The sequence below is a fragment of the Azospirillum brasilense genome (genome assembly GCF_022023855.1).
Lineage (GTDB): Bacteria > Pseudomonadota > Alphaproteobacteria > Azospirillales > Azospirillaceae > Azospirillum > Azospirillum brasilense_F.
The window spans coordinates 1859908-1884226 of the sequence record NZ_CP059449.1; the positions used below are offsets into that span (position 1 = coordinate 1859908).

General features: G+C 67.8%; 25 protein-coding genes and 2 pseudogenes. 19 read left to right on the top strand and 8 right to left on the bottom strand.

The genetic code is table 11. From position 1 onward, the window contains the following. Positions 1 to 20: 20 nt before the first annotated feature. Both flgG and flgF read right to left on the bottom strand, forming a co-directional pair. The gene (gene flgG, locus H1Q64_RS08810; RefSeq protein WP_145626373.1) at positions 21 to 806 is read right to left on the bottom strand and encodes a flagellar basal-body rod protein FlgG; all 786 of its coding nucleotides are present in this window, start codon (positions 804 to 806) and stop codon (positions 21 to 23) included. 25 nt (positions 807 to 831) lie between these two features. After that, on the bottom strand, positions 832 to 1554 hold the full coding sequence (gene flgF, locus H1Q64_RS08815) for a flagellar basal-body rod protein FlgF (RefSeq protein ID WP_237903189.1): 723 nt from the start codon (positions 1552 to 1554) through the stop codon (positions 832 to 834). 490 nt (positions 1555 to 2044) lie between these two features. Here flgF and H1Q64_RS08820 point away from each other — a divergent pair, with 490 nt between their 5' ends. The 11 genes and pseudogenes from H1Q64_RS08820 (at position 2045) to H1Q64_RS08875 (ending at position 12180) form a co-directional block, all read left to right on the top strand. Further along, positions 2045 to 2566: a flagellar basal body-associated FliL family protein gene (locus H1Q64_RS08820; RefSeq protein WP_035674997.1), complete on the top strand. Its 522-nt coding sequence runs from the start codon at positions 2045 to 2047 to the stop codon at positions 2564 to 2566. Positions 2567 to 2584: 18 nt separating this feature from the next. Then, positions 2585 to 3667 carry a flagellar motor switch protein FliM gene (gene fliM, locus H1Q64_RS08825; protein ID WP_035674995.1) on the top strand — a complete coding sequence of 361 codons (1083 nt, stop codon included), beginning with the start codon at positions 2585 to 2587 and terminating at the stop codon, positions 3665 to 3667. After that, positions 3664 to 4380, top strand: coding sequence for a DUF6468 domain-containing protein (locus tag H1Q64_RS08830; protein ID WP_237903190.1), 717 nt, complete (start codon positions 3664 to 3666; stop codon positions 4378 to 4380). The genes fliM and H1Q64_RS08830 overlap by 4 nt, the downstream gene beginning before the upstream one ends. Continuing rightward, on the top strand, positions 4377 to 5333 hold the full coding sequence (locus H1Q64_RS08835; RefSeq protein WP_237903191.1) for a MotE family protein: 957 nt from the start codon (positions 4377 to 4379) through the stop codon (positions 5331 to 5333). Before H1Q64_RS08830 ends, H1Q64_RS08835 begins: the two co-directional genes overlap by 4 nt. Positions 5334 to 5535: 202 nt before the next feature. Continuing rightward, positions 5536 to 5643: pseudogene (locus H1Q64_RS08840) on the top strand (general stress protein); the annotation flags it as partial. A gap of 12 nt (positions 5644 to 5655) precedes the next feature. Continuing rightward, positions 5656 to 5874, top strand: a pseudogene (locus H1Q64_RS08850) (general stress protein); the annotation flags it as partial. A 461-nt stretch (positions 5875 to 6335) separates the two neighbouring features. After that, the gene (locus tag H1Q64_RS08855; RefSeq protein ID WP_237903192.1) at positions 6336 to 7052 is read left to right on the top strand and encodes a protein phosphatase CheZ; all 717 of its coding nucleotides are present in this window, start codon (positions 6336 to 6338) and stop codon (positions 7050 to 7052) included. Between the two features lie 4 nt (positions 7053 to 7056). Next, complete coding sequence (locus H1Q64_RS08860; RefSeq protein WP_237903193.1) at positions 7057 to 7743, top strand: hypothetical protein; 687 nt, start codon at positions 7057 to 7059, stop codon at positions 7741 to 7743. Next, positions 7740 to 8477, top strand: a complete 738-nt coding sequence (locus tag H1Q64_RS08865) for a flagellar motor protein MotB (protein WP_237903194.1) — start codon at positions 7740 to 7742, stop codon at positions 8475 to 8477. Before H1Q64_RS08860 ends, H1Q64_RS08865 begins: the two co-directional genes overlap by 4 nt. A gap of 5 nt (positions 8478 to 8482) precedes the next feature. Next, on the top strand, positions 8483 to 11893 hold the full coding sequence (locus tag H1Q64_RS08870; protein WP_237903195.1) for a tetratricopeptide repeat protein: 3411 nt from the start codon (positions 8483 to 8485) through the stop codon (positions 11891 to 11893). Between the two features lie 80 nt (positions 11894 to 11973). Beyond that, a complete protein-coding gene (locus H1Q64_RS08875) occupies positions 11974 to 12180 on the top strand; it encodes a hypothetical protein (protein WP_237903196.1) in 207 nt (68 codons plus the stop codon). Between the two features lie 69 nt (positions 12181 to 12249). On the opposite strand, the gene H1Q64_RS08880 is transcribed toward H1Q64_RS08875, so the two are convergent. The 5 genes from H1Q64_RS08880 to H1Q64_RS08900 form a co-directional block, all read right to left on the bottom strand. Further along, positions 12250 to 14148, bottom strand: a complete 1899-nt coding sequence (locus H1Q64_RS08880) for a potassium transporter Kup (protein WP_237903197.1) — start codon at positions 14146 to 14148, stop codon at positions 12250 to 12252. A gap of 200 nt (positions 14149 to 14348) precedes the next feature. Then, positions 14349 to 15104: a flagellar type III secretion system pore protein FliP gene (gene fliP, locus H1Q64_RS08885; protein ID WP_237904929.1), complete on the bottom strand. Its 756-nt coding sequence runs from the start codon at positions 15102 to 15104 to the stop codon at positions 14349 to 14351. 14 nt (positions 15105 to 15118) lie between these two features. Continuing rightward, a complete protein-coding gene (locus H1Q64_RS08890; protein ID WP_237903198.1) occupies positions 15119 to 15484 on the bottom strand; it encodes a FliO/MopB family protein in 366 nt (121 codons plus the stop codon). A 17-nt stretch (positions 15485 to 15501) separates the two neighbouring features. Continuing rightward, positions 15502 to 15870, bottom strand: a complete 369-nt coding sequence (locus H1Q64_RS08895; RefSeq protein WP_237903199.1) for a hypothetical protein — start codon at positions 15868 to 15870, stop codon at positions 15502 to 15504. After that, complete coding sequence (locus tag H1Q64_RS08900; protein WP_237903200.1) at positions 15867 to 16193, bottom strand: EscU/YscU/HrcU family type III secretion system export apparatus switch protein; 327 nt, start codon at positions 16191 to 16193, stop codon at positions 15867 to 15869. The genes H1Q64_RS08895 and H1Q64_RS08900 overlap by 4 nt, the downstream gene beginning before the upstream one ends. Before the next feature lie 226 nt (positions 16194 to 16419). On the opposite strand from H1Q64_RS08900, the gene flgB reads away from it, so the two are divergent. From flgB to H1Q64_RS08935, 7 genes are read left to right on the top strand one after another with little or no spacing between them, the layout of a single operon-like run. Beyond that, positions 16420 to 16824 carry a flagellar basal body rod protein FlgB gene (gene flgB / locus H1Q64_RS08905; RefSeq protein ID WP_014240970.1) on the top strand — a complete coding sequence of 135 codons (405 nt, stop codon included), beginning with the start codon at positions 16420 to 16422 and terminating at the stop codon, positions 16822 to 16824. Positions 16825 to 16858: 34 nt separating this feature from the next. After that, a complete protein-coding gene (gene flgC / locus H1Q64_RS08910) occupies positions 16859 to 17269 on the top strand; it encodes a flagellar basal body rod protein FlgC (RefSeq protein WP_094302992.1) in 411 nt (136 codons plus the stop codon). 38 nt (positions 17270 to 17307) lie between these two features. After that, positions 17308 to 17607: a flagellar hook-basal body complex protein FliE gene (gene fliE / locus H1Q64_RS08915; protein WP_237903201.1), complete on the top strand. Its 300-nt coding sequence runs from the start codon at positions 17308 to 17310 to the stop codon at positions 17605 to 17607. Positions 17608 to 17652: 45 nt separating this feature from the next. Continuing rightward, a complete protein-coding gene (locus tag H1Q64_RS08920) occupies positions 17653 to 17973 on the top strand; it encodes a flagellar biosynthetic protein FliQ (protein WP_109070594.1) in 321 nt (106 codons plus the stop codon). Next, positions 17970 to 18740, top strand: a complete 771-nt coding sequence (gene fliR / locus H1Q64_RS08925) for a flagellar biosynthetic protein FliR (RefSeq protein ID WP_237903202.1) — start codon at positions 17970 to 17972, stop codon at positions 18738 to 18740. Before H1Q64_RS08920 ends, fliR begins: the two co-directional genes overlap by 4 nt. Before the next feature lie 15 nt (positions 18741 to 18755). Further along, positions 18756 to 19832, top strand: a complete 1077-nt coding sequence (flhB, locus tag H1Q64_RS08930; RefSeq protein WP_237903203.1) for a flagellar biosynthesis protein FlhB — start codon at positions 18756 to 18758, stop codon at positions 19830 to 19832. A gap of 50 nt (positions 19833 to 19882) precedes the next feature. Next, the gene (locus H1Q64_RS08935) at positions 19883 to 22408 is read left to right on the top strand and encodes a hybrid sensor histidine kinase/response regulator (RefSeq protein WP_237903204.1); all 2526 of its coding nucleotides are present in this window, start codon (positions 19883 to 19885) and stop codon (positions 22406 to 22408) included. 27 nt (positions 22409 to 22435) lie between these two features. Here H1Q64_RS08935 and H1Q64_RS08940 read toward each other — a convergent pair whose 3' ends face one another. Beyond that, positions 22436 to 22939 carry a class I SAM-dependent methyltransferase gene (locus H1Q64_RS08940; protein WP_237903205.1) on the bottom strand — a complete coding sequence of 168 codons (504 nt, stop codon included), beginning with the start codon at positions 22937 to 22939 and terminating at the stop codon, positions 22436 to 22438. Positions 22940 to 23162: 223 nt separating this feature from the next. Between H1Q64_RS08940 and recA the strand changes: the two genes are divergently transcribed. Then, on the top strand, positions 23163 to 24242 hold the full coding sequence (gene recA / locus H1Q64_RS08945; protein ID WP_014240962.1) for a recombinase RecA: 1080 nt from the start codon (positions 23163 to 23165) through the stop codon (positions 24240 to 24242). Positions 24243 to 24319: the final 77 nt, after the last annotated feature.

Below are 24319 nucleotides of genomic sequence, written 5' to 3' on the forward strand. Positions count from 1 at the left end.
GCCTTACGGCGGTGCCGGGATCAGCGGAGCTGCGAAGCCTGCTGCATCATCTCGTCGGTGGTCTTGATGACCTTGGAGTTCATCTCATAGGCGCGCTGGGCGGAGATCAGGGTGGTGATCTCCTGCACGATGTTGACGTTGGAGGTCTCCAGGGCGCCCTGCACCACGCGGCCGAATCCGGGAGCGCCGGGGTTGCCGCCGACCGCCTCGCCCGACGCGCCGGTCTGCAGGAACAGATTGTCGCCGACCGCTTCCAGACCCGCCGCGTTGGCGAAGGTGGCGAGCTGGATCTGCCCGACATTCTGCTGGGCGACTTGGCCGTCCAGCTTCACCATCACCTCGCCCGAGGCGTTGATGGCGACGTCCACCGCTTCCGCCGGGATGGTGATGGCCGGCTGCACCGGATAGCCGTCGGCGGTGACGATGATGCCCTCCGGCGACAGCTTGAAATTGCCGGCGCGGGTGTAGGCCGTGTCGCCGCTGGGGAGCTGCACCTGGAAATAGCCGGAGCCGTTGATGGCGACGTCCAGCTTGTTGTCGGTGACGGTCAGGTTGCCCTGCTCCAGCACGCGGGCCACCGCGGCGACGCGCACGCCGGCGCCCACCTGCACACCGGTCGGCACGATGGTGCCGGCGTCCGACGAGGTGGAGCCGATGCGGCGGAAGTTCTGGTACAGCAGGTCCTGGAACTCGGCCCGCTGCTTCTTGAAGCCGGTCGTCGTCGCGTTGGCGATGTTGTTCGAGATGGTTTCGACGTTCAGCTGCTGGGCGATCATGCCGGTGGCGCCGATGGCGAGGCTGCGCATGGTTCTTGCTCCTTTACGCGGTCGATCAGGCCGTGCGGCCCAGCTTCTGGATGGCGCTGCGGATGCGCTCGTGCTCGTTCTCGATCAGCTTCTGGTTCGACTGGTACTGGCGCTGGATCTCGATCAGCGCCGTCATCTCGACCACCGGCTTCACGTTCGAATTCTCTAGCATTCCCTGTGCCACCTTCGTGTCGGCGGGGGCCGCCTGAGGCTCCTCGTCGCTGACGTACAGGCCGGCGCCGACCTCGGTCATCAGCTGCTCGTTGCGGAAGGTGACGATGTTCAGCCGGCCGACTGGACCCAGCTCGGTGGCAACGGTGCCGTCGCCGGAAACCATGATGTCCTTGGTGCCGTTCGGGATGGCCAGGGGCTGGCCGTTGTCGCCCAGGACCGGCAGGCCGCCGCCGTCGACGATCTGGCGCTGGTCGTTCAGGCGGAAGTTGCCGGCGCGGGTGTAGCGGGGGCCGCTCGCCGTATCGACCGTGAAGTAGCCGTGGCCGGTCAGCGCCAGATCCAGCGGATTGCCGGTCTGCATCATCCCGCCGGCCGAGAGGTCGCGCACCACGGCGCGGTCCTGCACGAAGCTGATCTGCTCGTGCATGCCCGGACGCTCCAGGAACTCCGTGAACAGCATGCGCTGCTGCTTGAAGCCCGTGGTGTTCATGTTCGCGATGTTGTTCGAGATCACGTCCAACTGGCGGCGCAGGGTCATCTGGCGCGACAGGGATACGTAGATCGGGTTTTCCATCGGCGACCTCTTTCCATTCGGGCCGGGGGATCGTCCCGACCGGCGCAAATGGCAATGCACGGCGCGTGCCAGCGCCGGAGAGAGCCGGAAAGACGGCGATGACCGGCGTTTCCGCCGTTTGGGAAGCGCCTGCCGGGCAAGAACTGCCGGTGGGATGGCAAGGGCTGCCGCTCGACGCCGGGCAAAAGCGTCCCGTTGCCGCGGCGCGGACGGCGCGCGGGTTCACGGAGGCCTCGTCCGCCGGAAGCGGTCGGATCGGCAGCGGCAGGCGGGGCGGGGGGCGGACGGGGATTGCGGGCGTGGTTCGGGCGTTCGCTCCTCGGTTGACAGGGATCTCCGGCGATGCCCCAATCAAGAACCGTGCCGCTGTCTGTGGTTGCGCTTCTGTCACAGCCCCGGACCGTGCCCGAAAGGCTTTGTTAACTATCCGAAAGATAGGGTTGCTGCGCTGGTAAGGCCACGCTCCGCCACCGCTCGCGCTTAGGATTCCATGACCGCGCACGCTGAAGACGACGTTCCGACCGATGGCCTGCCGCGCAAGAAATTCAGCGGCAAGAAGCTGGTCCTGTTCGTCATCCTGCCGCTGGTGCTGCTGATCGGCGCCGGGGCGGGCGTCTACTTCAGCGGCCTGCTCGATTCGCTGCTCGGCAAGAAGGAGGAGCACGCGGAGGTGCCGGCGGAGCCGGCGCAGCCCGATCCCCACGCGGCACCGGTCTTCTACGACCTGCCGGACATGCTGGTGAACCTGAACAGCAGCGGCAAGCGTCCGGCCTTCCTGAAGATCAAGATCTCGATCCAGCTTGCCAAGGGCGAGGACATACCGGCGATCGAGCATGTGCTGCCGCGCATCATCGACAATTTCCAGGTCTATCTGCGCGAATTGCGGCTGGAGGATCTGAAGGGGTCGGCGGGCATGTACCGCCTTCGCCAGGAGCTGCTGATGCGGATCACCGCGTCCGCCCATCCGGTGAAGGTCAAGGACGTGCTGTTCAAGGAAATGCTGGTCCAGTAGGGACGGCGGAAACGGGCCATGAGCAACACCGAGGAACTGAGCGAAGAAGAACGCCTTGCCGCCGAATGGGCCGCCCTCGCCGAAGACGGTGGCGATATGGGCGACATGGCGGACATGGGCGGCGGCGGTTCGACCCGCGTCCTGAACCAGGACGAGATCGACAGCCTGCTCGGCTTCGACCAGGGCGGGGCCGGGGACGGCGACAACTCCGGCATCATGGCGCTGGTCAATTCGGCGCTGGTCAACTACGAACGCCTGCCCATGCTGGAGGTGGTCTTCGACCGCCTCGTCCGCATGATGTCCACGTCCTTGCGCAACTTCACCTCCGACAACGTCGAGGTCAGCCTCGACCAGATCTCCTCGGTGCGCTTCGGCGACTATCTCAACTCCATCCCGCTGCCGGCGATGCTGTCCGTCTTCAAGGCGGAGGAGTGGGACAACTACGGCCTGATGGTCGTGGACTCGGCGTTGATCTACTCCATCGTGGACGTGCTGCTGGGCGGGCGGCGCGGCACCGCGGCGATGCGCATCGAAGGACGCCCCTACACGACTATCGAGCGCAACCTCGTGGAGCGCATGGTCCATGTGGTGCTGTCCGACCTGTCCGCCGCCTTCGACCCGCTGTCGCCCGTCACCTTCCGCTTCGACCGGTTGGAGACCAACCCGCGCTTCGCGACCATCGCGCGCCCGGCCAACGCGGCGGTGCTGGTCAAGCTGCGCATCGACATGGAGGATCGCGGCGGCCGCTTGGAGCTGATGATCCCCTATGCGACGCTGGAGCCGGTGCGCGAACTTCTGCTCCAGATGTTCATGGGTGAGAAGTTCGGCCGCGACTCGATCTGGGAAACCCACCTCGCCTCGGAACTGCTGGTCACCGACGTGGACATCTCCGCGGTGCTGGACGAGGTGACGATGACCCTCCACGACGTGCTGAACTGGCGCGTCGGCACGCGAATCCTTCTGAACGCCACGCCGGACGGCACCATCGAGCTGCGCTGCGGCGACGTTTCCATGTTCCAAGGCCGCATGGGCCGGAAGGGCGGGCACATCGCCGTGCGGATCGAGCGGGAGCTGCCCAAGCAGGAGGTCATGCGGCTATGAGCCCGACCCTCACGCTCGTCCTCGATCTGGTGATGGTGGGGCTGCTCGCCGCGACCATCGCCTACGCGATCATCCTCAACCGGCAGATCATCAAGCTGCGCGAGAGCCGCGGCGAGATGGCCGAGCTGGTGCGCGGCCTGAACGAGGCCATGTCGCGCGCCGAAACCGGCGTGCGCGGTCTGAAGAAGACGGCCCACGAGACCGGCGACGATTTGCAGCGCACGGTCGCCAAGGCGCAGACCCTGCGCGACGAGCTGGAATTCATGATCGAGGCCGCCGACGCCATGGCGAACCGGCTGGGCAACGTCGGCGGTGAGCGTCCGAAGCCGGGCCCCGCGGCGCGTCCGGCGGTGCGCCCCGGCCTGTCCGCCCGTCCGCCCGTCGCGTCGCGCCCGGCCGTCGCCCCGCGCCCGATTGTCGAGGACGATCTCGGTCACGACGATCACGATCACGACGATCATGATCTCCACGGCCACGATCTCCACGACGACGGTCACATCGATCACGACGATCTGCCGCCGCTGCGTTCCGCTGCGTTCCGGAACGAACCGCTGCGCGCTGATCCGCTGAGGGCCGATCCGTTGCGGACCGATCCATTGTCGCGCCGCCCGGCGCCGTCGTCTGATCCCATCGTGCGTGAGGGCGAAAGCCTGTCCCGCGCCGAACGTGAACTTCTGCAAGCCATCGAGAACGCCGGCAAGGGGGTCGGATGAGCGACGCCACCACCACGAAAGGCGCGTCCGCTGCCGTCGGCGGCGAGGAGCCCAAGGTTGTGATCCGCCCGGCCGGGGCCACCCCGACCGGCGTCCGCACCAGCCCGAGCGTTGCCGGCCAACCGCCGGCCCAGGGTACCGCGCAGGCCGCGGCCCAAGCCGCCAAAGCGAAGAAGGCCAAGGTGAAAGCCAAGGCGAAGCGCAAGCCCGCCGTTCCGCGACGCCCGCTATCGGAGCGGTTGCGCGAGAAGATGAAGGCGTGGCGGTTCCGCATCCTGCCGCTGACCATCTTCGTCGCCGTCCTGATGCTGGGGGTGCGCGTCGGCGATCTGTGGCGGATCACCACGCGCGACGCCCGCCTGCCCGAATTCCCGGCGACCCTGGCCCAAGGTCAGAGCGCCGTTCCGGCGCCGCCGATGCAGCTCGCCGCCAACGGTGCCAAGCCCTCGCCCGAACCGGCCCCGGCCCCGGCCCAGGGTGGGTCGAGCAACGGCGCGCCGCCCAACCCGACGCCGCCGGACAACGCCGCCCTCGGCCCGGTGAAGAACGAGGAGCTTCTCCAGCATTTCGCCGAGCGCCGCGCCGAGATCGAGCGCCGCACCAGGGAGCTGGAGCAGCGCGAAGCCCTGCTGACCGCCGCCGAGAAGCGCATCGATCAGAAGGTGCAGGAGATGGATAAGGTCCGCTCCGACATCCAGAAGCTGATGCGCCAGGGCGATGAGAAGCAGGCCGCGCAACTCGAAAGCCTCGTGAAGATCTACGAGACGATGAAGCCCAAGGAAGCCGCCCGCATCTTCGAGGAGCTGGACATGCCCGTCCTGCTGGGGGTGGTGGAGAAGATGAAGGAAACCAAGACGGCGCCGATCCTGGCCGCGATGGACCCGCTGAAGGCCAAGGAACTCACCTCCGCCCTCATCGAACGGCGTGGTCTGCCCACGGCACCGAAAAACTGAATACGTCCTTTGATTGCGATGACGGGAAGGTGGGTATGACCGTGCGGTTGGTCATACCCACCGCCCGCTACGCATCTACTGAATATACGTACACGTACTGTCAGGATGGTAGAGGGCCTGCAACGGTCGGCTTCGTTTCATGTTGGCTCCGGCGTGTTCGGGCAACGCAAGTTTGCCCAACAACAAGAAGGAAGGAGACAAGATGAACGACCAGAACCAGGGCCGTAGCTCGGGCGGTCAGCACTCCGGCGGCAACTTCAAGAACGATCCGGAGCGCGCGGCGGAAGCCGGCCACAAGGGCGGTCAGGTTTCCGGCGGCAACTTCAAGAACGACCCGGAGCGTGCCTCCGAAGCCGGCCACAAGGGTGGACAGGCGTCCGGCGGCAACTTCAAGAACGACCCGGAACGTGCGTCCGAAGCCGGCCACAAGGGTGGGCAGGCGTCCGGCGGCAACTTCAAGAACGATCCGGAACGCGCATCGGAAGCGGGCCGCAAGGGCGGCGAACACAGCCATGGTGGCGGGCGGAGCAGCGGCAGCTGACTGCTGGTACTGTTTTACCGGAACATTTCACCCCTGACTGTTTCATTGGCGTACCAGCCTGACGGAACAGTCGCACGGTGCAACGGTGAAGAAGGGCCGCCCTCGAGGCGGCCCTTTGTCCGTTTGCGGACTCCGCTTGAAACAAATTGCCGCAGCTTTCTTTAAAGTTCGACAATGGCGAGCGTTGGTTGAAGGCGCGCGGGCGCAGAACAACGCTTCCGCTTTCTTTCCGGCAGGGCGATTCCACGCCGTCTTTGCGTTGCGACGTTTCAGGCGCTTAACGGCGTGTTAACCGAGCGAAATTAGGGTTGGAAAGGCTGACGAGGCTCCGAGTCGGCGGCGGCCGTGCGAGGACGCGAGGTTGGGTCGAACCCGCTTCCGGCGTCTGCGTCCGGGCCGGCCGACGCACCCGATCGCACGCAGGCCGGACAAGACCACGGAACGCTCACATCGGAACGCACATGGCCCCGCCCGTTTCCTCCTCGCTCGCCGACCAGAAGCTCCTGCGCCAGCAGCTCGATGCCGCCCATGCCGAAGCGGCCCAGCCGCTGAGCCGCGAGGAGGTGACGGACATCGTCCGCTCCATCCTCGGCAGCATGGACGGCGACATCTCCGCCACCGACCTGCGCCTCTACAAGGAGGTGGTCGACCTCGCCCGCTTCATCGAGAGCGCCAAGCAGGAACTGGCGGCGCTCCAACCCGCCGAAATCCGTGACCAGCACATCCCGAACGCCACCGATGAGCTGGACGCCGTCGTCGGCGCCACGGAACAGGCCACCTTCGCCATCTTCGACGCCTGCGACGTCATCACCGGCATCTCCGGCCAGATCGACCCGGAGAATTCCGCGAAGCTGACCGAGCAGGTGACCAAGATCTTCGAGGCCTGCAACTTCCAGGACATTACTGGCCAGCGCATCTCCAAGGTCGTGCGCACTCTCAAGCACATCGAATCGAAGGTGGACATGATCGTCGCGGCCTTTGGCGACGAGGTGCGGCAGAACCACACCCGCCCCGCCGCCGCGGTTGCCGTGGCTGAGGCCCACGCCGACCCGGCCCCGAACTTCGCCACCGACCGCCCGGCGGACGACCCGGAGGCCGGGCTGCTGCACGGGCCGCAGATGACCAGCGCCGCCATGGATCAGGACGAGATCGACCGCCTGCTGGCGAGCTTCGATTAATCCCATGGCTGCGCCCGGCCACAAGAAGCCGGACCTGTCGGGCAGCCGGCCGAACCCGAACAACGGAAGCATCGTGCTTCTGCTGTCGCTGTTCCTGCTGCTGCTCGTCTTCTTCATCGTTCTGAACGCCCAGTCCGTGCAGACCGCCCAGCGGGTGCGCACGGTGCTGGTGTCGCTGGAGCGCAGCTTCCCCGCCTTCTACATCGACCCCCGCCTGCGCGAACCGGCGGACCCGTTGGCCTCGCGCGCCGGCACCGTCTTCGCCGTGCAGCGGCTGGACGGTCTGGGCAATCTGTTCGCCACCGCCATCGCCGTGGCGAAGGTGGACAGCGTCACGCCGGGTCGCCTGTTGGAGGTGCGCCTGCCCGCCGACGAGCTGTTCCTTCCCGGCACGGCCGACCTGCGCCCGGACCGCATCGGCCTGATCGACCGGGTGGCCGACGCGCTGCTGCAGAACCGTCCCGGCGAGCGGATCGAGCTGGACGCGCTGCTGTCCATCGGCCCGGCGGGCGGCCCCAGCCAGCCGCCCGGCCCGGTGGTGCGGGCCGGCGCGCTGGCCCGGCTGCTGATCGCCGACGGGGCGCCGGCGGACGCGGTGACGGTGGGCATCGAGCGCGGCGCGCCGGGCGCCGTCCGCCTGCTGTTCAGCCTGCGCGCCATGGACGATGCGCCGGGGGGAGGGCGCCGATGATCCGCCTCCCCAAGCTGCCCAAGGCCGAGGACAAGAGCGGCGGCCACAACCGGACGATCTGGCTGATCAGCTTCACCGACCTGATGTCGCTGCTGCTCGCCTTCTTCGTGCTGATGTATTCGATGAGCGAGCCGGAAGCCCAGCGCTGGACCGGGCTGGTCAAGTCGCTATCGTCGGCCCGCTCCACCGCGGTCACGCCCTCGGCGACGCCGCCCGAGCCGAAGGCCGCCTTCAACGCCGCCACGGTGGAGTCATATTCGGCGATCAATCTGGATTATCTCAGCGCCCTGCTTCGTACCCAGACCGCGGCCAACGAAGATCTGGCGGCGGTGGAGGTGCGGCGGGAGGACGACCGCGTGGTGATCGGCCTGCCGGCCCATGTGATGTTCGACCCGACCGGCGGCAGCTTCACCGACCAGGGGCGGCGCGTGCTGTATCTGCTGGGTGCGGCGGTGGGCCGGATCGGCAACCGGATCGAGGTGGTCGGGCACGCCGAGCGGGAGGACCAGTCCGCGGGGCTGGCCTGGGAACGCGCCCTGACGCGCGCGGTTGCCGTTGCGGCGCTGCTGCGCGAAACGGGCTACAAGCGCGACCTCGTGGCGCGCAGCCTGATGAGCGAAACGCCCGGCATCGATCCGGTGCCCGGCGGGGCGCGGGTCGATGTTGTGGTGCGTGAGGAGACGGCAGGCCCGCCCGTGTCCGGGGCGGCCACCGATGCGGAGCCGGAGGAGTGAAACGGATGGGGCGGGGCAGGGCATACCGGCGCTGGCTGAGCGGCTTCGTGGCCGCCACGGCCCTGCTTGCCGCCCAGATTGCCGTCACCCCGGCTGCCTGGGCCGTTGACGTTCCGGTGCGCGCCGCCACCCACAAGACCTTCGGGCGCATGGTCTTTGACTGGCCGCGCCAGACGGGCTACAGCGCGTCGGTGGAGGGCAACACGCTGGTCGTCCGCTTCGACGAGCCGATCAACGCCGCGCTGGACCGCACCGTTGCGGCCTTGCCCGGCTATCTGTCCGGTGTGAGGATCGGCGGCGACGGAAAGACGGTGACCTTCGACCTGAAGCGGCCGGTGACGCTGAAGAGCTTCCGCAACGGCAACGCCGTGGCGCTCGACCTGACCCCCGCCGCGGAAGCGCCGGCCCAGAGCCAGACGCCGGCCCAACCCCCCGCTCCAGCGGCCAAGGCCGAGACACCGGCCGCACCCGCTCCGGCGCGCTCCGCAGGGCGGGTGACGGTCAGCGCGGCCGACACGCCGGAGCAGAGCCGCCTGTCCTTCACTTGGCCGGAGGGCGCCAACTACACGCTGCGTCGCGACGGCGCATCGGCCACGCTGCTGTTCGATCGCAACGGCAATGCCGATCTGGCGCCGGTGGCGAGGACGGCGCTGCGCAACATCCAGAACGTGGAGCAGTTCCTGCAGGCCAACGGCGCGCTGGCGGTGACCTTCGCCGTGCCGCAGGACGCCGAGATCAAGGACAGCAAGTCCGGCCGGTCCGTGGTGATCGACGTGCAGAATCCGGGCACGCGCGCCGGTCTGCCGACGGGCGACGCGGCGAGTGCGCCGCCGCCCGGCGCCACCACGACCACGGTGCGTCCACCCTCGGCCGCAGCCGCAGCCCCGCAACCCGCGACACCCCCGGCCGCCGCACGGCCGGCTGCGGCGCCTCCCCCGGCGAAGGAGGTCGCGGCGGCTCCTGCGCCCACCAAACCCGAAGGGGCCAAACCCGATCCGGCGAAAGCCGAGCCGCAGGGGCCGACGCTGGTCTTTGACGCGGGTGGCCCAGCCTCCATCGCCGTCTACCCGCGCGCCGGCCATCTTTACATCGTGTTCGACAAGCCCCTGCCCATCGGCGCCGGAAAGGCCATCGGCGGGGCCGGGACGGTCGGCGCGATCGAGCCGGTGCCGGCCACCGGCGGCAGTGCCTTCCGCACCAGGATCGGCGCGCTGGTCTGGCCGAAGATCGAACGGCAGGGGACGAGCTGGAAGATCACGCCGACCAGCCGCCTGACCGGCACGCCGCCCTTCGAGCTGAAGATCGATCCGGAGCCGGATTTCCTGCTGGGCGCCCGTCTGCTGGTGCGCGCCGCGGACGCGGCGACCGTGGTGACGCTGTCCGACCCCGACGTCGGCGACCGCCTCCAGGTCGTTCCGCTGCCGGCTCCCGGCAACGCCATCCCCGAATCGCACCGCTACGCCGACCTGGAACTGCTGCCCAGCTACCAGGGCGTCGTCGTCCGGCCCATCGCGGACGCCATCACCGTGCGCCCGGTGAAGGAAGGGGTGGAGGTGACCGCGGCGGGGGGCCTTCACCTGTCGCCCATGGCCGACGCCGGAAACCGCCCGGTGGCATCGGCGCAGACGGCCTCGCTGCCGCCGAAGCCGTCCCCCGGCGGCGCGTCCAACACGCTGACTCCGCCCACAGACCCGAAGCCGGTGCCCTCCGGGCGCCGCCTGTTCGACCTGCCGGCCTGGAAGAAGGGCGACCTCGACCATTACACCGAGGCGCGGCAGAACCTTCAGCTCAACATCGTCAACGCGCCGGATTCCGAACGGCCCCGCGCCCAGCTCGACCTCGCCCGCTTCTATCTGGCGAACGGCTTCGGGCAGGAGGCCATCGGCATGATGGACGTGTTGCAGGAGGCCCAGCCCGACCTGGAAGGCTGGCCGGAGTTCCGCGCCCTGCGCGGGGCGGCGCGCTTCCTGGCGGGAAACACCGATGCCGCGGCGGAGGATTTCGCCCATCCGAACCTCGCCAACAACGGCGAGGCCGCGCTGTGGCGCGCCGCCATCGCGGCGGACCGCAACGACTGGCCGGCGGCCCAGGCCGGTTTCAAGGCGGCGGCGCCGATCCTGAATTCCTACCCCGACCCGATCCTGACCAAGCTGGCGACCCGCGCCGCCGAGGCCGCGCTGAAGACCGGCGACGCGCCCTTTGCCAAGCGGCTGCTCGACCGCATCGTCGAGCGTGGGGGCACGGACGCCGAGGAGCGGCCCGATGTCCAGTACCTCCGCGGCCTCTACTACGCCCAGACCAACGAGCCGGAGCGGGCGCTGGAGCAGCTGACCGCCTCCTACAACAGCCTCGACCGCTATTACCGGGCCAAGGCCGGGCTGGCGCTGGTGAACCTGCAACTGGCGGAAGGCCGCATGTCGCCGCCCGCCGCGGCGGAGCGGCTGGCCGGACTGACCTTCACATGGCGCGGCGACGAGCTGGAGATGCAGATCCGCCAGCGCATGGGCGAGGTGCTGATCGCTGCCGGCCAGTACGCCGATGGCTTCAACGCCATGAAGGAGACCGCCGCGCTGGTCGCCGACACGCCGCGGGCGGAGGAGATCACCCGCGAGATGTCGCGCATCTTCGCCGACCTCTACAAGGACGGGGCGCAGAAGCTGCCGACCATCGAGGCGCTCCAGCTCTACGACCAGTTCCGCGAGCTGACCCCGGTGGGCGAGGCGGGAGACGAGGTGATCCGGCAGCTCGCCGAGCGGCTGATCTCGGTGGACCTGCTGAACCGCGCCGCCGACCTGCTGCAGCATCAGGTGGAATACCGCCTGTCCGGCGAGGACAAGGCGCGCGTCGGCACCCGGCTCGCCTCCGTCCGGCTGCTCGACAACAAGCCGGAGGACGCCCTGCGCGCGCTGGAGCTGTCCAACGTGCCGAACCTGCCGACGGATCTGGTGGGCGAGCGCCGCCTGATGCAGGCCAAGGCGCTGGCCGAGCTGGGCCGCGGCGACGAGGCGCTGCTGCTGCTCTCCGAGGACGACAGCAAGCCGGCCAACTCGCTGCGGGTGGACATCGCGTGGCGCGCCCAGAAGTGGGAGGCCGCGGCCTTTGCCCTGAACAAGCTGATCGGCCCGCCGCCGCCGCCGACCCAGCCGATCAACCCGGCGACCTCGCAACTCGTCCTGAACCGCGCGGTGGCCCTGGCCTTGGCCGGGGACGGTACGAACCTGAACCTGCTGCGCAAGGAGTTCGGCTCGGCGATGACCAACGGTCCCGACGTCGACGCCTTCCGCGTGCTGACCCGGCCGGAGCAGGCGCTGGGCCTGATCGACGTCAACACCGTGCGTTCCCGCGTCGCCGAGGTGGACGTGTTCCAGAAGTTCCTGAAGAACTACCGCGGCAAGCAGAGCGCGGCGATCAACTAGGTCCTTCTCCCGATTCGACCGGGACGGGAAGTCATGTTAGGGTTTTGCATCGGAATGCATGCGTCCCAGGGGATTCGGTGATGGACCGCGAATCGGAAATCCTGTCGAAGCTGGACCAGATCATCGCTACTCAACGGATCGACGGGGAGCGTGAGCGCGCTATGGAGGGCGACCTCCGCGAGTTGAAGGGGCAGATGTCCATCATGCTGACGTGGCTGCCATCCATGGATCAGCGTTTTTCGGCGCTGATGGCACCGGTCAATCCACCACACAAGCCTGCAGCCTGACCCCGCTCTTCCACGAAAAAGCCCCTTTCCATCGGAAAGGGGCTTTTTCATTGGCGCGGCGGCAAACCCTCAGAGCTGTACCTGGGTGCCCAGCTCGACCACGCGGTTCGGCGGGATCTTGAAGAAGTCGGTGGCGCTGACCGCGGTGCGCGACATCACGACGAACAGCTTCTCCCGCCACTGGGCCATCTGCGGGTTGATGCGGGGGATCAGCGTCTCGCGGCCGAGGAAGAAGGAGGTCGTCATCACGTCGAACTCCAGCCCGAACGCCTTGCACAGCCGCAGCGCCTTGGGGATGTTCGGCTCCTGCGAGAAACCGTAGCGCACCGTCAGGCGGTAGAAGCCGTCGGCGAGCCCCTCCAGCACGACGCGCTCCTTGGCGGGAACGCGGGGCACGTCCTCGACCATCACGGTCAGGAAGACAATGCGCTCGTGCATCACCTGATTGTGCTTCAGGTTGTGCAGCAGGGCGATGGGCACCGTGTCGGCGCTGGAGGTCAGGAAGATCGCCGTGCCCTTCACCCGCTGGATGTCGGAGGACTTGGCGTGCCGTTTGATGAAGCCATCCAGCGGCAGGGAATCCTCGGCCAGCCGGCGGTTCAGGACGGCGCGGCCGCGGCGCCACGTCGACATCAGCCCCAGCGTTACCGCGGCGATGACCAGCGGCACCCAGCCGCCGTGCGGGATCTTCACGGCGTTGGCGAGGAACAGCGCCAAGTCGACGCTGAGGAACAGCGCGCCCAGCGCCAGACAGACGGGCAGGCTCCAGTTCCAGCGGCGATGCGCCACGACCAGCGCCAGGATGGTGGTGATGACCATGTCGCCGGTCACCGCGATGCCGTAGGCGGTCGCCAGCCGACTGGAGGATTCGAACCAGACGACCAGACCGATGACGGCGAACAGCAGGCCCCAGTTGGCCCGCGGGATGTAGATCTGTCCGCCTTCTTCCTGCGAGGTATGGCGGATGTCCAGCCGTGGGCACAGGCCGAGCTGCACCGCCTGCCGGGTCAGTGAAAAGACGCCGGAGATCACCGCTTGGCTGGCGATCACCGCCGCGCAGGTCGACAGCAGGATCATCGGATAGAGGCCCCACTCCGGCACCAGCAGGTAGAAGGGGCTGCGCACCGCCGTGGGATCGCTCAGCAGCAGGGCGCACTGGCCGAAATAGTTCAGCAGCAGCGCGGGCAGCACCACGGCCAGCCAAGCCACCTTGATGGGGCGGCGGCCGAAATGGCCCATGTCGGCGTAGAGTGCCTCGCCCCCGGTGACGGCCAGAACGACGGCGCCCAGCACCAGGAAGCCGATCCAGCCGTTCGAGGCGAAGAAATGAACGGCGTGGCGCGGGTCGAGCGCGGCCAGGACCTGCGGTTCCTTGACCAGCTCGATCAGGCCGAGCAGGCCTAGCGTGGCGAACCACGCGACCATGATCGGGCCGAACAGCCGGCCGACCTTCTCGGTGCCGCGGCTCTGGATTCCAAACAGGGCGATCAGGATGCCCACGGTCACCGGCACCACGACCCGCTCCAGCGCCGGCTGCGCCACCTCCAGCCCCTCCACCGCGGAGAGGACGGAGATGGCCGGGGTGATCATGCCGTCGCCGTAGAACAGGGCGGCGCCGAACAGGCCCATCGCCATCAGGCCGGACAGCCGCCCGGTGGAATCCGGCCGGCTGTTGGTCGCCAGCGCCAGCAGGGCCAGGATGCCGCCCTCGCCCTTGTTGTCGGCGCGCATGACGAACAGCACGTATTTCACCGTGACCACGAGCACCAGCGCCCAGAAGACCATGGACATGATGCCCAGGATGTTCTGCGGCGTCAGGGCGAGCCCATGCTCCGGCGAGAAGCATTCGCGCAGCGTGTAGAGCGGGCTGGTGCCGATGTCGCCGTAAACGACGCCAAGCGCACCGAGGGTGAGCGCGGCCAGCCTGCCCTTGTCGGGTGCCGCGGCTTTCAGGGTCGTGTCTGACATGTGGGACGTGGAGGGGGTCCGTTGGGAGTCCGAGCGGGGGACGAAGAAGCCACAAGCTGCGGGTACGGCGGCGGTCGGTGCGCTCGCGCGGGCCGATCCTCTTACGCTCTTCCCGGATCCAATACTAGCGCAAGCCGATGCGCCCGTCCGCAGGCGGTTTCACCTGCGACGATCTGTGCCGGAGGCCGTGGCCACCCTGTTCAGAGCGTGCCGAAGCTGCGCGCCAGCGATCCGGCGATCAGGTACCAGCCGTCCACCAGCACGAAGAAGATGATCTTGAACGGAATCGCCACCATGGTCGGCGGCAGCATCATCATGCCCATCGACATCAGGATCGACGACACCACCATGTCGATGATCAGGAAGGGCAGGAACAGCAGGAAGCCGATCTCGAAGGCCCGCTTGATCTCCGAGATCATGAAGGCGGGAACCAGCACGTGCAGCGGGGTCTGCTCAGCGTCCGCCACGTTCTCGATGCGCGCCATGTCCATGAACAGGCGCAGGTCCTTCTCGCTGGTGTGTTTCAGCATGAACTCGCGCAACGGGGCGACCGTGCGGCGGAACGCCTCCGTCTCGTCGATGTCCTGGTTGATCAGGGGCTGGATGCCCTGGTTGTAGGAACGCTCGAACACCGGGGCCATGACGAAGAAGGTCAGGAAGACCGCCAGCGACATCAGCACCGTGTTCGGCGGCACCTGCTGGATGCCCAGCGCCGAGCGCAGGAAGGACAGGACGATGACGATGCGGGTGAAGGCCGTCATCATGATCAGGATCGACGGCGCCAGCGACAGCACGGTGATCAGCGCGACCATCTGGACGATGCGCCCGGTGGTCGATCCCCCGGCGTCGCCCAGGTCGAAGGTCATGCTCTGCGCCAATGCCGGCCCGGCGGCCAGCGCCCCGGCCACCCCGAGCGCCAGCGCCAGCAGGCCGGCGAACACCAGCCGTCCCGCCATGCCCGTGCCGGACCTCACGACCGGTCCCCGGCGCGCGGCAGGGCGGTGGACAACGGAGCGGTGGACGGCGGAGCAGCGGACGTCGGAGCTGAGGCTTCGGCCAACGCACCCGGGAAACCGCCGCGCGGCGTCTGGTCGACCACCTGGTCGCCGAAGGCGCTCAGCAGCAGCAGATGCTCGCGGTCGTCGCGGCGGACCAGCACCAGACGGCGCTTGCCGTCGAGCGGCAGCACCTCGACGACGCCCAGCCGACGCTGGCGCCCCGACGTGGCGGTCATGCCGCCGAAACCGATGCGGCGCATCACCCAGGCCACCAGCACGATCAGCGCGATGACGAAGGCGAGGGCGAGAACGAATTGGATGTACTGGTCGAGGCCCATGGATCAGGTCAGCTCTGTCAGGACGGCGTGGCCGGCGGGTCGGACGGGAGGTCGGCGGGCGCGGCGGAGGTGCCGCGGCCATAGGCGGCGCTGGCACGCTGGCGCGCCGAGTGGGGATCGTGACGCCCTTCGGCGGCGGCGGCCAGCGTTTCCCTTTGGCGGGTCAGCGCCGCCGCGACGGCGTCGAGCGCCGGGAGAAGGCCTTCCAGGGCGGCGGCCAGCTCGGTGTCGCCGCCGGCGGACCGCGCCTCGGCGCACAGGGTGGCGACACGGGTGTCGAGCCCGGTGAGGTCCGCCGTCAGTCCGGCCTCCATCTGGTCGCGGGTCTCCTCCAGCGCCGCGGCCAAAGCCTGGATGTCCCGGCGGAGTGTCGCTGTGTCTGTCACGGAGCCTCTCCGGTGGCCGGTTCCGCAGGAGGCGGCAGCGTGCCGTTGGCGCGGTAGACGTAGGCGAGGATCTCGGCCACGGCGGCGATGGCCTCGATGGGGATTTCCGAGTCGATGTCCACCGCCGACAGGATCTGCACGAGGTCGGCGTCCTCGCGCACCTTCACGCCGTTGGCGAAGGCCAGTTCCAGGATCTGTTCGGCCACATGGCCCTTGCCGGTGGCGACCACGCGGGGCAGGGACTGGTCGCCCAGCTCATACTTCAGCGCGACCGCGACGGGCCGGTTGGGAAGGGGGCGGTGGTTGGGAGTCGGCTCGGACAAGGGGCTCCTGCCGGATGGCCTGTGTCGATGGGCGCATCCTGGCGGAACATGCTTAACGAAGCATGAAGCTCAAGCGCGACGGGTTAAGAACGGAGCGATGCCGTGGGCTGGATTCATCTTTGATTAACTGAAACGGCGGAAGATCGGAATGCTGTGATGCATCCCGCCCGCCTTGGTGCGCGCCTTCGCGCGTCCGGGCGGCAGGCCCTCAGACCGGAACCCGGCGATGAATCTCGAAAACCTCGGCCTCTTCAAGCTGATGTCGCGCAAGATGGGCTGGCTGACCGAACGCCAGAACGTGATCGCGCAGAACATTGCGAACGCCGACACGCCGGATTACAAGGGCCGCGACCTGAAGCCCTTCACCTTCCGCGACGCCTTGTCCGACAGCCGCCGCCTCCAGCCCAACGCGACCAACGCCTCGCACCTCCAGGGGACGCGTGGCACGGGCGGGCTGAACCAGGAGCAGCGCCAGCGCAATCCCTACGAGACGGCGCCGGACGGCAACAACGTGGTCCTGGAAGAGCAGATGCTGAAGCAGGGCCAGACCGGCATGGACTTTCAGACGATCACGAACCTCTACAAGAAGCAGGTCAACCTGATCCGGTCCTCCATCCGCAGCGGCGGTTAAGGAGCGGCGGGGTTCAGGGAGAAGGAGGCGGAACATGGATCTCTACACGTCGATGGCGGTGTCCGCGTCCGGCATGAAGGCGCAGGGCACGCGCCTGAAGACCATCGCGGAAAATCTGGCCAACGCCAACACCACGGCGGAAACGCCGGGCGATCTGCCCTACCGGCGCAAGGTCGTGATGTTCCAGAACGCCCTGGACCGCCAGATGGGAGTCGATCTGGTCCGCGTCGCCAAGATCGACGTCGACAAGAAGGACTTCGAGCGGCGCTACGACCCCTCGCACCCCTCTGCGGATGCCGACGGCTACGTGCTGCTGCCCAACGTCAATTCGGTGGTCGAGGCGATGGACATGCGCGAGGCGCAGCGCTCCTACGAGGCCAACCTGTCGGCGGTGGACAGCGCCCGCCAAATGCTGACGCGCACCATCGACATTCTCCGCGCCTGACGCCGCGACGCTTTTTCTGAAGGAAGGACGCACGTCCCATGGTCAACCCGATCAACGCCGCCGCGGCCTACGCGAACACGGCCGCCTCCACGACCGGGCCGGGCATGGCCCCGCGCAACGGCGTCAGCTTCGGCGACGTTCTGGAGCAGACCGCCAAGGAGGTCATCGGCGACCTGAAGCAGGGCGAGACGATGACCGCCCGGGCCGCCGTCGGGCAGGCCGACCTGACCGACGTCGTCCAGGCCGTCACCAACGCCGAGGTGACGCTGCAGACCGTCACCGCCGTGCGCGACAAGGTGCTGTCGGCCTATCAGGAAATCCTGCGCATGCCGATCTGACGGCGGCTTGCCGACCCTGAGCAGAAGCGCCCCGAGCCAAGCATCATGAGCGAAACCGACGTCATCGAGATCTGCCGCACCTCCATCGTCACGCTGGTGTTCGTGGTGGCGCCGGTGCTGGTCGCCATGATGGTGGTCGGCACGGTGATTTCAGTGTTCCAGGCGGTCACCCAGATCAGCGAGCAGACGCTGGCCATGGTGCCGAAGGTCCTTCTGGTCTTCGGCCTGTCGATCCTGCTGATGCCCTTCATGCTGGGCGAGTTGCGGTCCTTTTTCGAGCATGAGGTCGCCGACCGCATCGTCGCCATCGGCACCGGCGCCAACAGCGTCCCCAACGCCGGAAATCTGCCCGGCGGCGGCGGATGAACCTGCTTCAGCAGTTTCTGGGCGATCAGATCTTCCTCTGTTTGCTGGTCTTCGCGCGCGTCGGGACGGCCTTCAGCATCATGCCGACCATCGGCGACGCCTTCGTCTCCACCCGCACGCGCCTTCTCTTTTCCGTCGCGGTCAGCGTTCTGGTGGCGCCGGTGCTGGGCGACCGCATGCCGCCGATGCCCGACAACATCTTCCGCCTGTTCGTGCTGATCGCCGGGGAGGTGACCGTCGGCATCTTCATGGGCACCGTCGCCCGCCTGCTGATGGGCGCGCTGGAGGTGGCCGGGACGATCATCGCGCTTCAGTCCGGCCTGTCGAACGCCCAGATGTTCAACCCGGCCATGGCGTCTCAGGGATCGCTGCCCGGCGCCCTGATGGGGTGGCTCGGGCTGCTGCTGATCTTCATCACCAACCTTCATCATCTGCTCATTATGGCGGTGGTGGACAGCTATTCCACTTTCGCTCCGGGGGCTCCGATCCCCATCGACGACATGGCGAACGTGGTCGGGCAACTGGTCGGCAAGTCATTCGTGCTCGGCGTGCAGATGTCGGCGCCGTTCCTGATCTCGGGCATGCTGTTCGCGCTGGCGCTGGGTCTGCTGAACAAGCTGGCGCCGCAGATTCAGGTGTTCTTCCTGTTCACCTCGCTGCAGGTCGCGCTGGGGCTGTTCATGTTCGCCCTGACGCTGGCCGCGATGATGATGTTCTGGCTGACCCATTTCGAGGCCGCCTTCGTCGATTTCCTGAGACCGGGCTGAGCGGGGAGAGATCCGGTGTCCGAAGACGCGGATGAATCATCCAAAACAGAAGACCCTACGCAAAAGAAGCTCGATGAGGCCCATAAGCAGGGTCAGTATGCGATGACGCAGGAAATCGGCAATTGGCTGATGATTGCCGCTGCGCTGGTGATCCTGATCACGATTCTGCCTGGAACGCTGAAGGGCATGGTGCCCCGCCTGAACTTCTTTTTCGAGAACCTGGACCAGATCCCCATGGACCAGGGCGGAGTCGGCGCGGTGCTGATGCGGGTGATGAAGGACATCCTATGGGCGCTGTGGCTGCCGATCCTGTTCCTGCTGTTCGCCGGGGTGATCGGCACCATCGGGCAGAAAGGCTTCAACGTTTCCTGGGAACTGATCACGCCGAAATTCAGCAAGCTGAATCCGATCTCCGGCATCGCCAACCTGTTCAGCGCCCAGAAAGGGGTCGATCTGCTGAAGAGCTTGGCCAAGGTCGCGGTGGTCGGCGTCGTCGCCTACATCGCGCTTCAGCCGATGATGCTGACCATCGAGCATTTCATCGGCATCGACATGCTGCTGCTGCTCCGCGAGATGGACGGACTGACCTTCCGACTGCTGGCCGGCGTGCTGGCCATCCTGACCCTGATCGCCGGGGCAGACCTGTTCTGGCAGCGCCACAGCTTCGACAAGAAGATGCGCATGACCAAGCAGGAGGTGAAGGACGAGCACAAGCAGGCCGAAGGCGACCCGCATGTGAAGGGACGCATCCGCCAGTTGCGGTTCGAGCGGGCGCGCAAGCGCATGATGGCGGCGGTGCCCAGTGCCGACGTGGTGGTGACCAACCCGACCCACTTCGCCGTCGCGCTGAAATACGACTCCACCACCATGGGTGCCCCGATGGTGGTGGCGAAGGGCGCCGACGCCGTCGCCTTCAAGATCCGCGAGATCGCCGAGGAGAACGGCGTGCCGGTGATGGAGAATCCGCCCCTCGCCCGAGCGCTCTATGCCGCATGCGATATCGACGAGGAGGTTCCGTCCGAGCACTATCGCGCGGTGGCGGAAGTCATTACCTATGTCTTCAAGCTGAAAGGACGCGCGGTGCGGAACTGAGGACCGTTCCCGGACCTTTCCTTGCAGCGAACGGCTGACCTGGAGTTCCGGTGGACGACACGACCTCTTCCTTTGCCGACAGCGCTCCCGCCGGCCACCGCCCCGATGGTGCCGCGGGGGTGGGGGAACGGCCCGGCGGCGGCTTCGCCACCGCGGTTCTGGCGGTCCTTCTTCTGGCCGGGCTGGTCGCCGCGGGGACTGGGGTGGTTCTGGACCGCGACCCGCTGGCCTGGGCCGGCCTGACCACCGCGGGAGCGGGAGCCTTGGCTTTGGCGATCCGCATGGTCCGCGCGCGGCGGCGGGTGGCCCGCGTCGGTTCCCTGCTGGGCAGCGCGCTGGAGGGGCTTCCCTCCGGCCAGCTTGTCTGCGACGGCGCAGGGCATGTGGTCTTCGTCAACAGCACCTTCCGCTCGCTGACCGGCTGGAGCGAGGGCGAGCCGCCGCTGCGTGCGCTCGAACGCCAGTTCGCCGACGATGCGGACAGCGCCGACGCCTTCCGCCGCCTTTGCGAGCGGGTGAAGGGCGGCTATTCCGGCTCCATTGAGCTGGTGGTCCGCCAGCAGGGGCGCGCTGCCGAGTGGCGCCGCATCCAGGGGCAGCCCATCGATGGACACGCCGGGGCGGTGATGTGGCGCGTCGAGGACATCACCGCGCGGCGGGAGCTGGAGCAGGTGACGCGGCGCGAGCAGACCCAGCTCGTCGATTTCATGGACCACGCGCCGATCGGCTTCTTCTCGGTGGACCAGGACGGGCACTTCCAGTTCGTCAACGCGACCCTGGCGAAGTGGCTGGGCTGCGCGCCGGAGGATCTGGTCGAGGGCGGGCGCCGCCTTCACGACGTTCTGGCCCATCCGCCCGCCGTTTCCGCTCCCTACGACTTCCTGGAGGGCGGCGGGCTGGAGCAGCGCGGCGAGATCGCCATGGACGGGCTCCAGGGCCGCCGCTTCCAGGCCTATGTCGCGCAGAGCGTGGTGAGGGGCGAGGACGGGCGGATTTCGCACACCCGCTCCGTCGTGCGCGACCTGACGCCGGAACGCGAGTGGCAGGAGGCCCTGCGCCTGTCCGAGCAGCGCTTCCAGCGCTTCTTCGAGGACGCGCCGATCGGCATCGCCCTGGTGGACGAGGGCGGGCGGCTGGCCGAGTGCAACCAGGCCTTCCTGGCGCTGATCGGCAGCGAGGCCGGCAATGTCCTCGGGCGGACAATGGCCGACCTGATCGTCCCGGCGGAGCGCGCCATGGTGTCCGAGCGGCTGACCGCCGTGCAGGGCGGCTCCGACCCCGCCGCCCCGCTGGAGGTCAGGCTGACCGGCGGGCGCGAGCTGGTGGCCCAGCTCTACGCGCGGCGGCTCGGAGGGGTGGGGCCGGAAGGGGCGGCGGGGCTGATCCTGCATTTCATCGACATGACCGAGCGCAAGGGGCTGGAGGCCCAGTTCGCCCAGTCGCAGAAGATGCAGGCGGTCGGCCAGCTGGCCGGCGGCGTCGCCCACGACTTCAACAACCTGCTGACCGCGATGATCGGCTTCTGCGATCTGCTGCTGCTGCGCCACAAGCCGGGCGACCAGTCCTTCAGCGACATCATGCAGATCAAGCAGAACGCCAACCGCGCGGCCAACCTCGTGCGGCAGCTCCTGGCCTTCTCGCGCCAGCAGACGCTGCAGCCGCGCATCCTCAGCGTGACCGATGTGCTGGCCGAGCTTGGCAACCTGATGCGCCGGCTGATCGGTGAGAACATCGAGCTGAAGATGCTCCACGGCCGCGACATCGGCTACGTCAAGGTGGACCAGAACCAGCTCGAGCAGGTCATCATCAACCTTGTGGTCAACGCGCGCGACGCCATGGCTGGTGGCGGGCGGCTGACCATCGTCACCTCCAACCATGTGGTGGAACAGGCGCAGCGCCGCGAGCACGAGACCATTCCGGCCGGCGACTACGTGTCCATCGAGGTGATCGACACCGGCTGCGGCATCCCGAAGGAGAATCTCCAGCGCATCTTCGAGCCCTTCTTCACCACCAAGGGCGTGGGGTCCGGCACCGGCCTGGGGCTGTCCACCGTCTACGGCATTGTCCGCCAGACCGGCGGCTTCGTGCTGGTCGAGTCGGAGAAGGGGGAGGGGACGACCTTCAGCATCCTGCTGCCCCGCCACAAGGGCGAGGCCCGTCCCGACCAGGGCGAGCCGCGCGAGCGGCGCGGCAGCGACCTGACCGGCTCCGGCACGATCATGCTGGTGGAGGACGAGGACGCCGTGCGCGTCTTCTCCGCCCGCGCGTTGCGCAACAAGGGTTATCAGGTCCTGGAGGCCAAGAACGGCGAGGCCGCGCTGCAGCAGATCGGCACGGACGGCAACCGCATCGACCTGCTGATCACCGACGTGGTGATGCCGCAGATGGACGGACCGACCCTGGCTCGCCATGTCCGGCAGGTGCGGCCCGACATGCGGGTGATCTTCATCTCCGGCTACGCCGAGGACCGGCTGGGCGAGATCGACGGGGTCGAGGTCGCCCACTTCCTGCCCAAGCCCTTCTCCCTGAAGCAGTTGGCATCCAAGGTGAAGGAGGTCATCCGGGACGGCAAATAGCGGTGGCCTGGGAGGCCGCGGCGCCGTCTATCCGACGCGCCAGCCGTGATAGGCCCAGCGTTCCGTTCCCGGAACGTCGAGAGCCTCCCACCCGTGACGGCCGGTGCCGATAGGGCGGTCCGACAGGACGAGCGCGCCCGGCGCCAGGAAGGGTTCGACCAGCCTGCCGATCCACTGGCGGATGCCGTCCTCGTCGTCTTCCTGCGCGCTGCCGATGTCGGCGTGGGCCAGCCGAACCGCACCGCGGAAGCGCTCCGCCGCGGCGGGCAGCGTGTCCCGGAAATCGCCGAGGAAAAGCCGGTCCTCGTCCGGCCGCAGGGCGGCGGGAACGCGCGCCCACATGTCGAAGACCAGGATGTCGCGTGGTGGGAACAGGCTGCGCAGATGGTCGTAGGTGCGGCCCTTGCCCAGGCCGATCTCCATCACCAGACCAGGGGTTCCCGCAACGCAGCCGGCGGCCCAGCCGAGGGCGACGCGCTGGGTGGTGAGGCGGTCGATCATGCGGTCGAGTGTGGAGTGGACGGTCGTCATGCGTAGCTCTTCGGGAGGCGTTGGCGGAGCATCTCCTCTTGAACGCCGCAGTTGGAATTCCGTTGCACGGCGCCGAATCGTTCCTAACTTACGATGAGAACATTCGCGGAACTTAGGGCTTTGCGCAGAGGAACAAAGCTGGTACATTTCCTCTCACCGAATGACCGTTGGTGAGATCGTTGGCCCTGGGGCCGCGGATGTGATCTAACAAGGGGAGACGGGCATGTCGTCCGCACAGCTTCGTTTGGTCGAGAAGGATTCCATGGATAAGCAGAAGGCCCTGGATGCCGCTCTGGCGCAGATCGAGCGCGCCTTTGGCAAGGGCTCGATCATGAAGCTCGGCGCCCGCGAGAACACGGTCGAGACGGAGGTCGTTTCCACCGGCTCTCTCGGCCTCGACATCGCGCTGGGCATCGGCGGCCTGCCGCGCGGCCGCATCATCGAGATTTACGGGCCGGAAAGCTCGGGCAAGACGACGCTGGCGCTGCACGCCATCGCCCAGGCCCAGAAGGGCGGCGGCACCTGCGCCTTCGTGGACGCGGAGCACGCCCTGGACCCGTCCTATGCCCGCAAGCTGGGCGTGAACGTGGACGAGTTGCTGATCTCCCAGCCCGACGCCGGTGAGCAGGCTCTGGAGATCGCCGACACGTTGGTGCGCTCCGGCGCCGTCGACGTGCTGGTGGTCGACTCGGTGGCAGCATTGGTGCCGCGCGCCGAGTTGGAAGGTGAGATGGGCGACAGCCACGTCGGCCTGCACGCCCGCCTGATGAGTCAGGCGCTGCGCAAGCTGACCGGCTCCATCGCCAAGTCGAACTGCCTGGTGATCTTCATCAACCAGATCCGCCTGAAGATCGGCGTGATGTTCGGCAACCCGGAGACGACGACCGGCGGCAACGCGCTGAAGTTCTACGCCTCCGTCCGTCTGGACATCCGCCGCATCGGCGCGATCAAGGACCGCGAGACGGTGGTGGGCAACCAGACGCGCGTGAAGGTGGTGAAGAACAAGATGGCCCCGCCGTTCCGAGTGGTCGAGTTCGACATCATGTACGGCGAGGGCGTGTCGAAGGTCGGCGAGCTTCTCGACCTCGGAATCCAGGCCGGCGTGGTGGAGAAGTCGGGCGCGTGGTTCAGCTACGACGGCACCCGGATCGGCCAGGGCCGCGAGAACGCCAAGAACTACCTGCGCAACAACCCGGCCACGGCCGACGCCATCGAGGCGAAGATCCGCGGCAACGCCGGCCTTGTCGCCGACGCCATGATGGGTACCCCGGAGGCCGACGGCGAGGCCGCCACGCCGGAGTGATCCCGGGCGGCAAGCCGGTTTCGTGTGTGAAAGCCCCTCTCCGGTCCGCCGGGGAGGGGCTTTCGCCGTCTTGCCGG

Coding starts and splice junctions, on each gene's coding strand:
- fliP (WP_237904929.1), bottom strand. CDS start 15,104: ATGGCGGGACGGCTGGTGTTCGCCGGCCTGCTGGCGCTGGCGCTCGGG.
- H1Q64_RS08890 (WP_237903198.1), bottom strand. CDS start 15,484: ATGGGCCTCGACCAGTACATCCAATTCGTTCTCGCCCTCGCCTTCGTC.
- H1Q64_RS08830 (WP_237903190.1), top strand. CDS start 3,664: ATGAGCCCGACCCTCACGCTCGTCCTCGATCTGGTGATGGTGGGGCTG.
- flgB (WP_014240970.1), top strand. CDS start 16,420: ATGAATCTCGAAAACCTCGGCCTCTTCAAGCTGATGTCGCGCAAGATG.
- fliR (WP_237903202.1), top strand. CDS start 17,970: ATGAACCTGCTTCAGCAGTTTCTGGGCGATCAGATCTTCCTCTGTTTG.
- recA (WP_014240962.1), top strand. CDS start 23,163: ATGTCGTCCGCACAGCTTCGTTTGGTCGAGAAGGATTCCATGGATAAG.
- H1Q64_RS08855 (WP_237903192.1), top strand. CDS start 6,336: ATGGCCCCGCCCGTTTCCTCCTCGCTCGCCGACCAGAAGCTCCTGCGC.
- flgC (WP_094302992.1), top strand. CDS start 16,859: ATGGATCTCTACACGTCGATGGCGGTGTCCGCGTCCGGCATGAAGGCG.
- H1Q64_RS08860 (WP_237903193.1), top strand. CDS start 7,057: ATGGCTGCGCCCGGCCACAAGAAGCCGGACCTGTCGGGCAGCCGGCCG.
- H1Q64_RS08870 (WP_237903195.1), top strand. CDS start 8,483: ATGGGGCGGGGCAGGGCATACCGGCGCTGGCTGAGCGGCTTCGTGGCC.
- H1Q64_RS08820 (WP_035674997.1), top strand. CDS start 2,045: ATGACCGCGCACGCTGAAGACGACGTTCCGACCGATGGCCTGCCGCGC.
- H1Q64_RS08865 (WP_237903194.1), top strand. CDS start 7,740: ATGATCCGCCTCCCCAAGCTGCCCAAGGCCGAGGACAAGAGCGGCGGC.
- H1Q64_RS08835 (WP_237903191.1), top strand. CDS start 4,377: ATGAGCGACGCCACCACCACGAAAGGCGCGTCCGCTGCCGTCGGCGGC.
- H1Q64_RS08920 (WP_109070594.1), top strand. CDS start 17,653: ATGAGCGAAACCGACGTCATCGAGATCTGCCGCACCTCCATCGTCACG.
- fliE (WP_237903201.1), top strand. CDS start 17,308: ATGGTCAACCCGATCAACGCCGCCGCGGCCTACGCGAACACGGCCGCC.
- flgF (WP_237903189.1), bottom strand. CDS start 1,554: ATGGAAAACCCGATCTACGTATCCCTGTCGCGCCAGATGACCCTGCGC.
- H1Q64_RS08940 (WP_237903205.1), bottom strand. CDS start 22,939: ATGACGACCGTCCACTCCACACTCGACCGCATGATCGACCGCCTCACC.
- fliM (WP_035674995.1), top strand. CDS start 2,585: ATGAGCAACACCGAGGAACTGAGCGAAGAAGAACGCCTTGCCGCCGAA.
- flgG (WP_145626373.1), bottom strand. CDS start 806: ATGCGCAGCCTCGCCATCGGCGCCACCGGCATGATCGCCCAGCAGCTG.
- H1Q64_RS08875 (WP_237903196.1), top strand. CDS start 11,974: ATGGACCGCGAATCGGAAATCCTGTCGAAGCTGGACCAGATCATCGCT.
- H1Q64_RS08880 (WP_237903197.1), bottom strand. CDS start 14,148: ATGTCAGACACGACCCTGAAAGCCGCGGCACCCGACAAGGGCAGGCTG.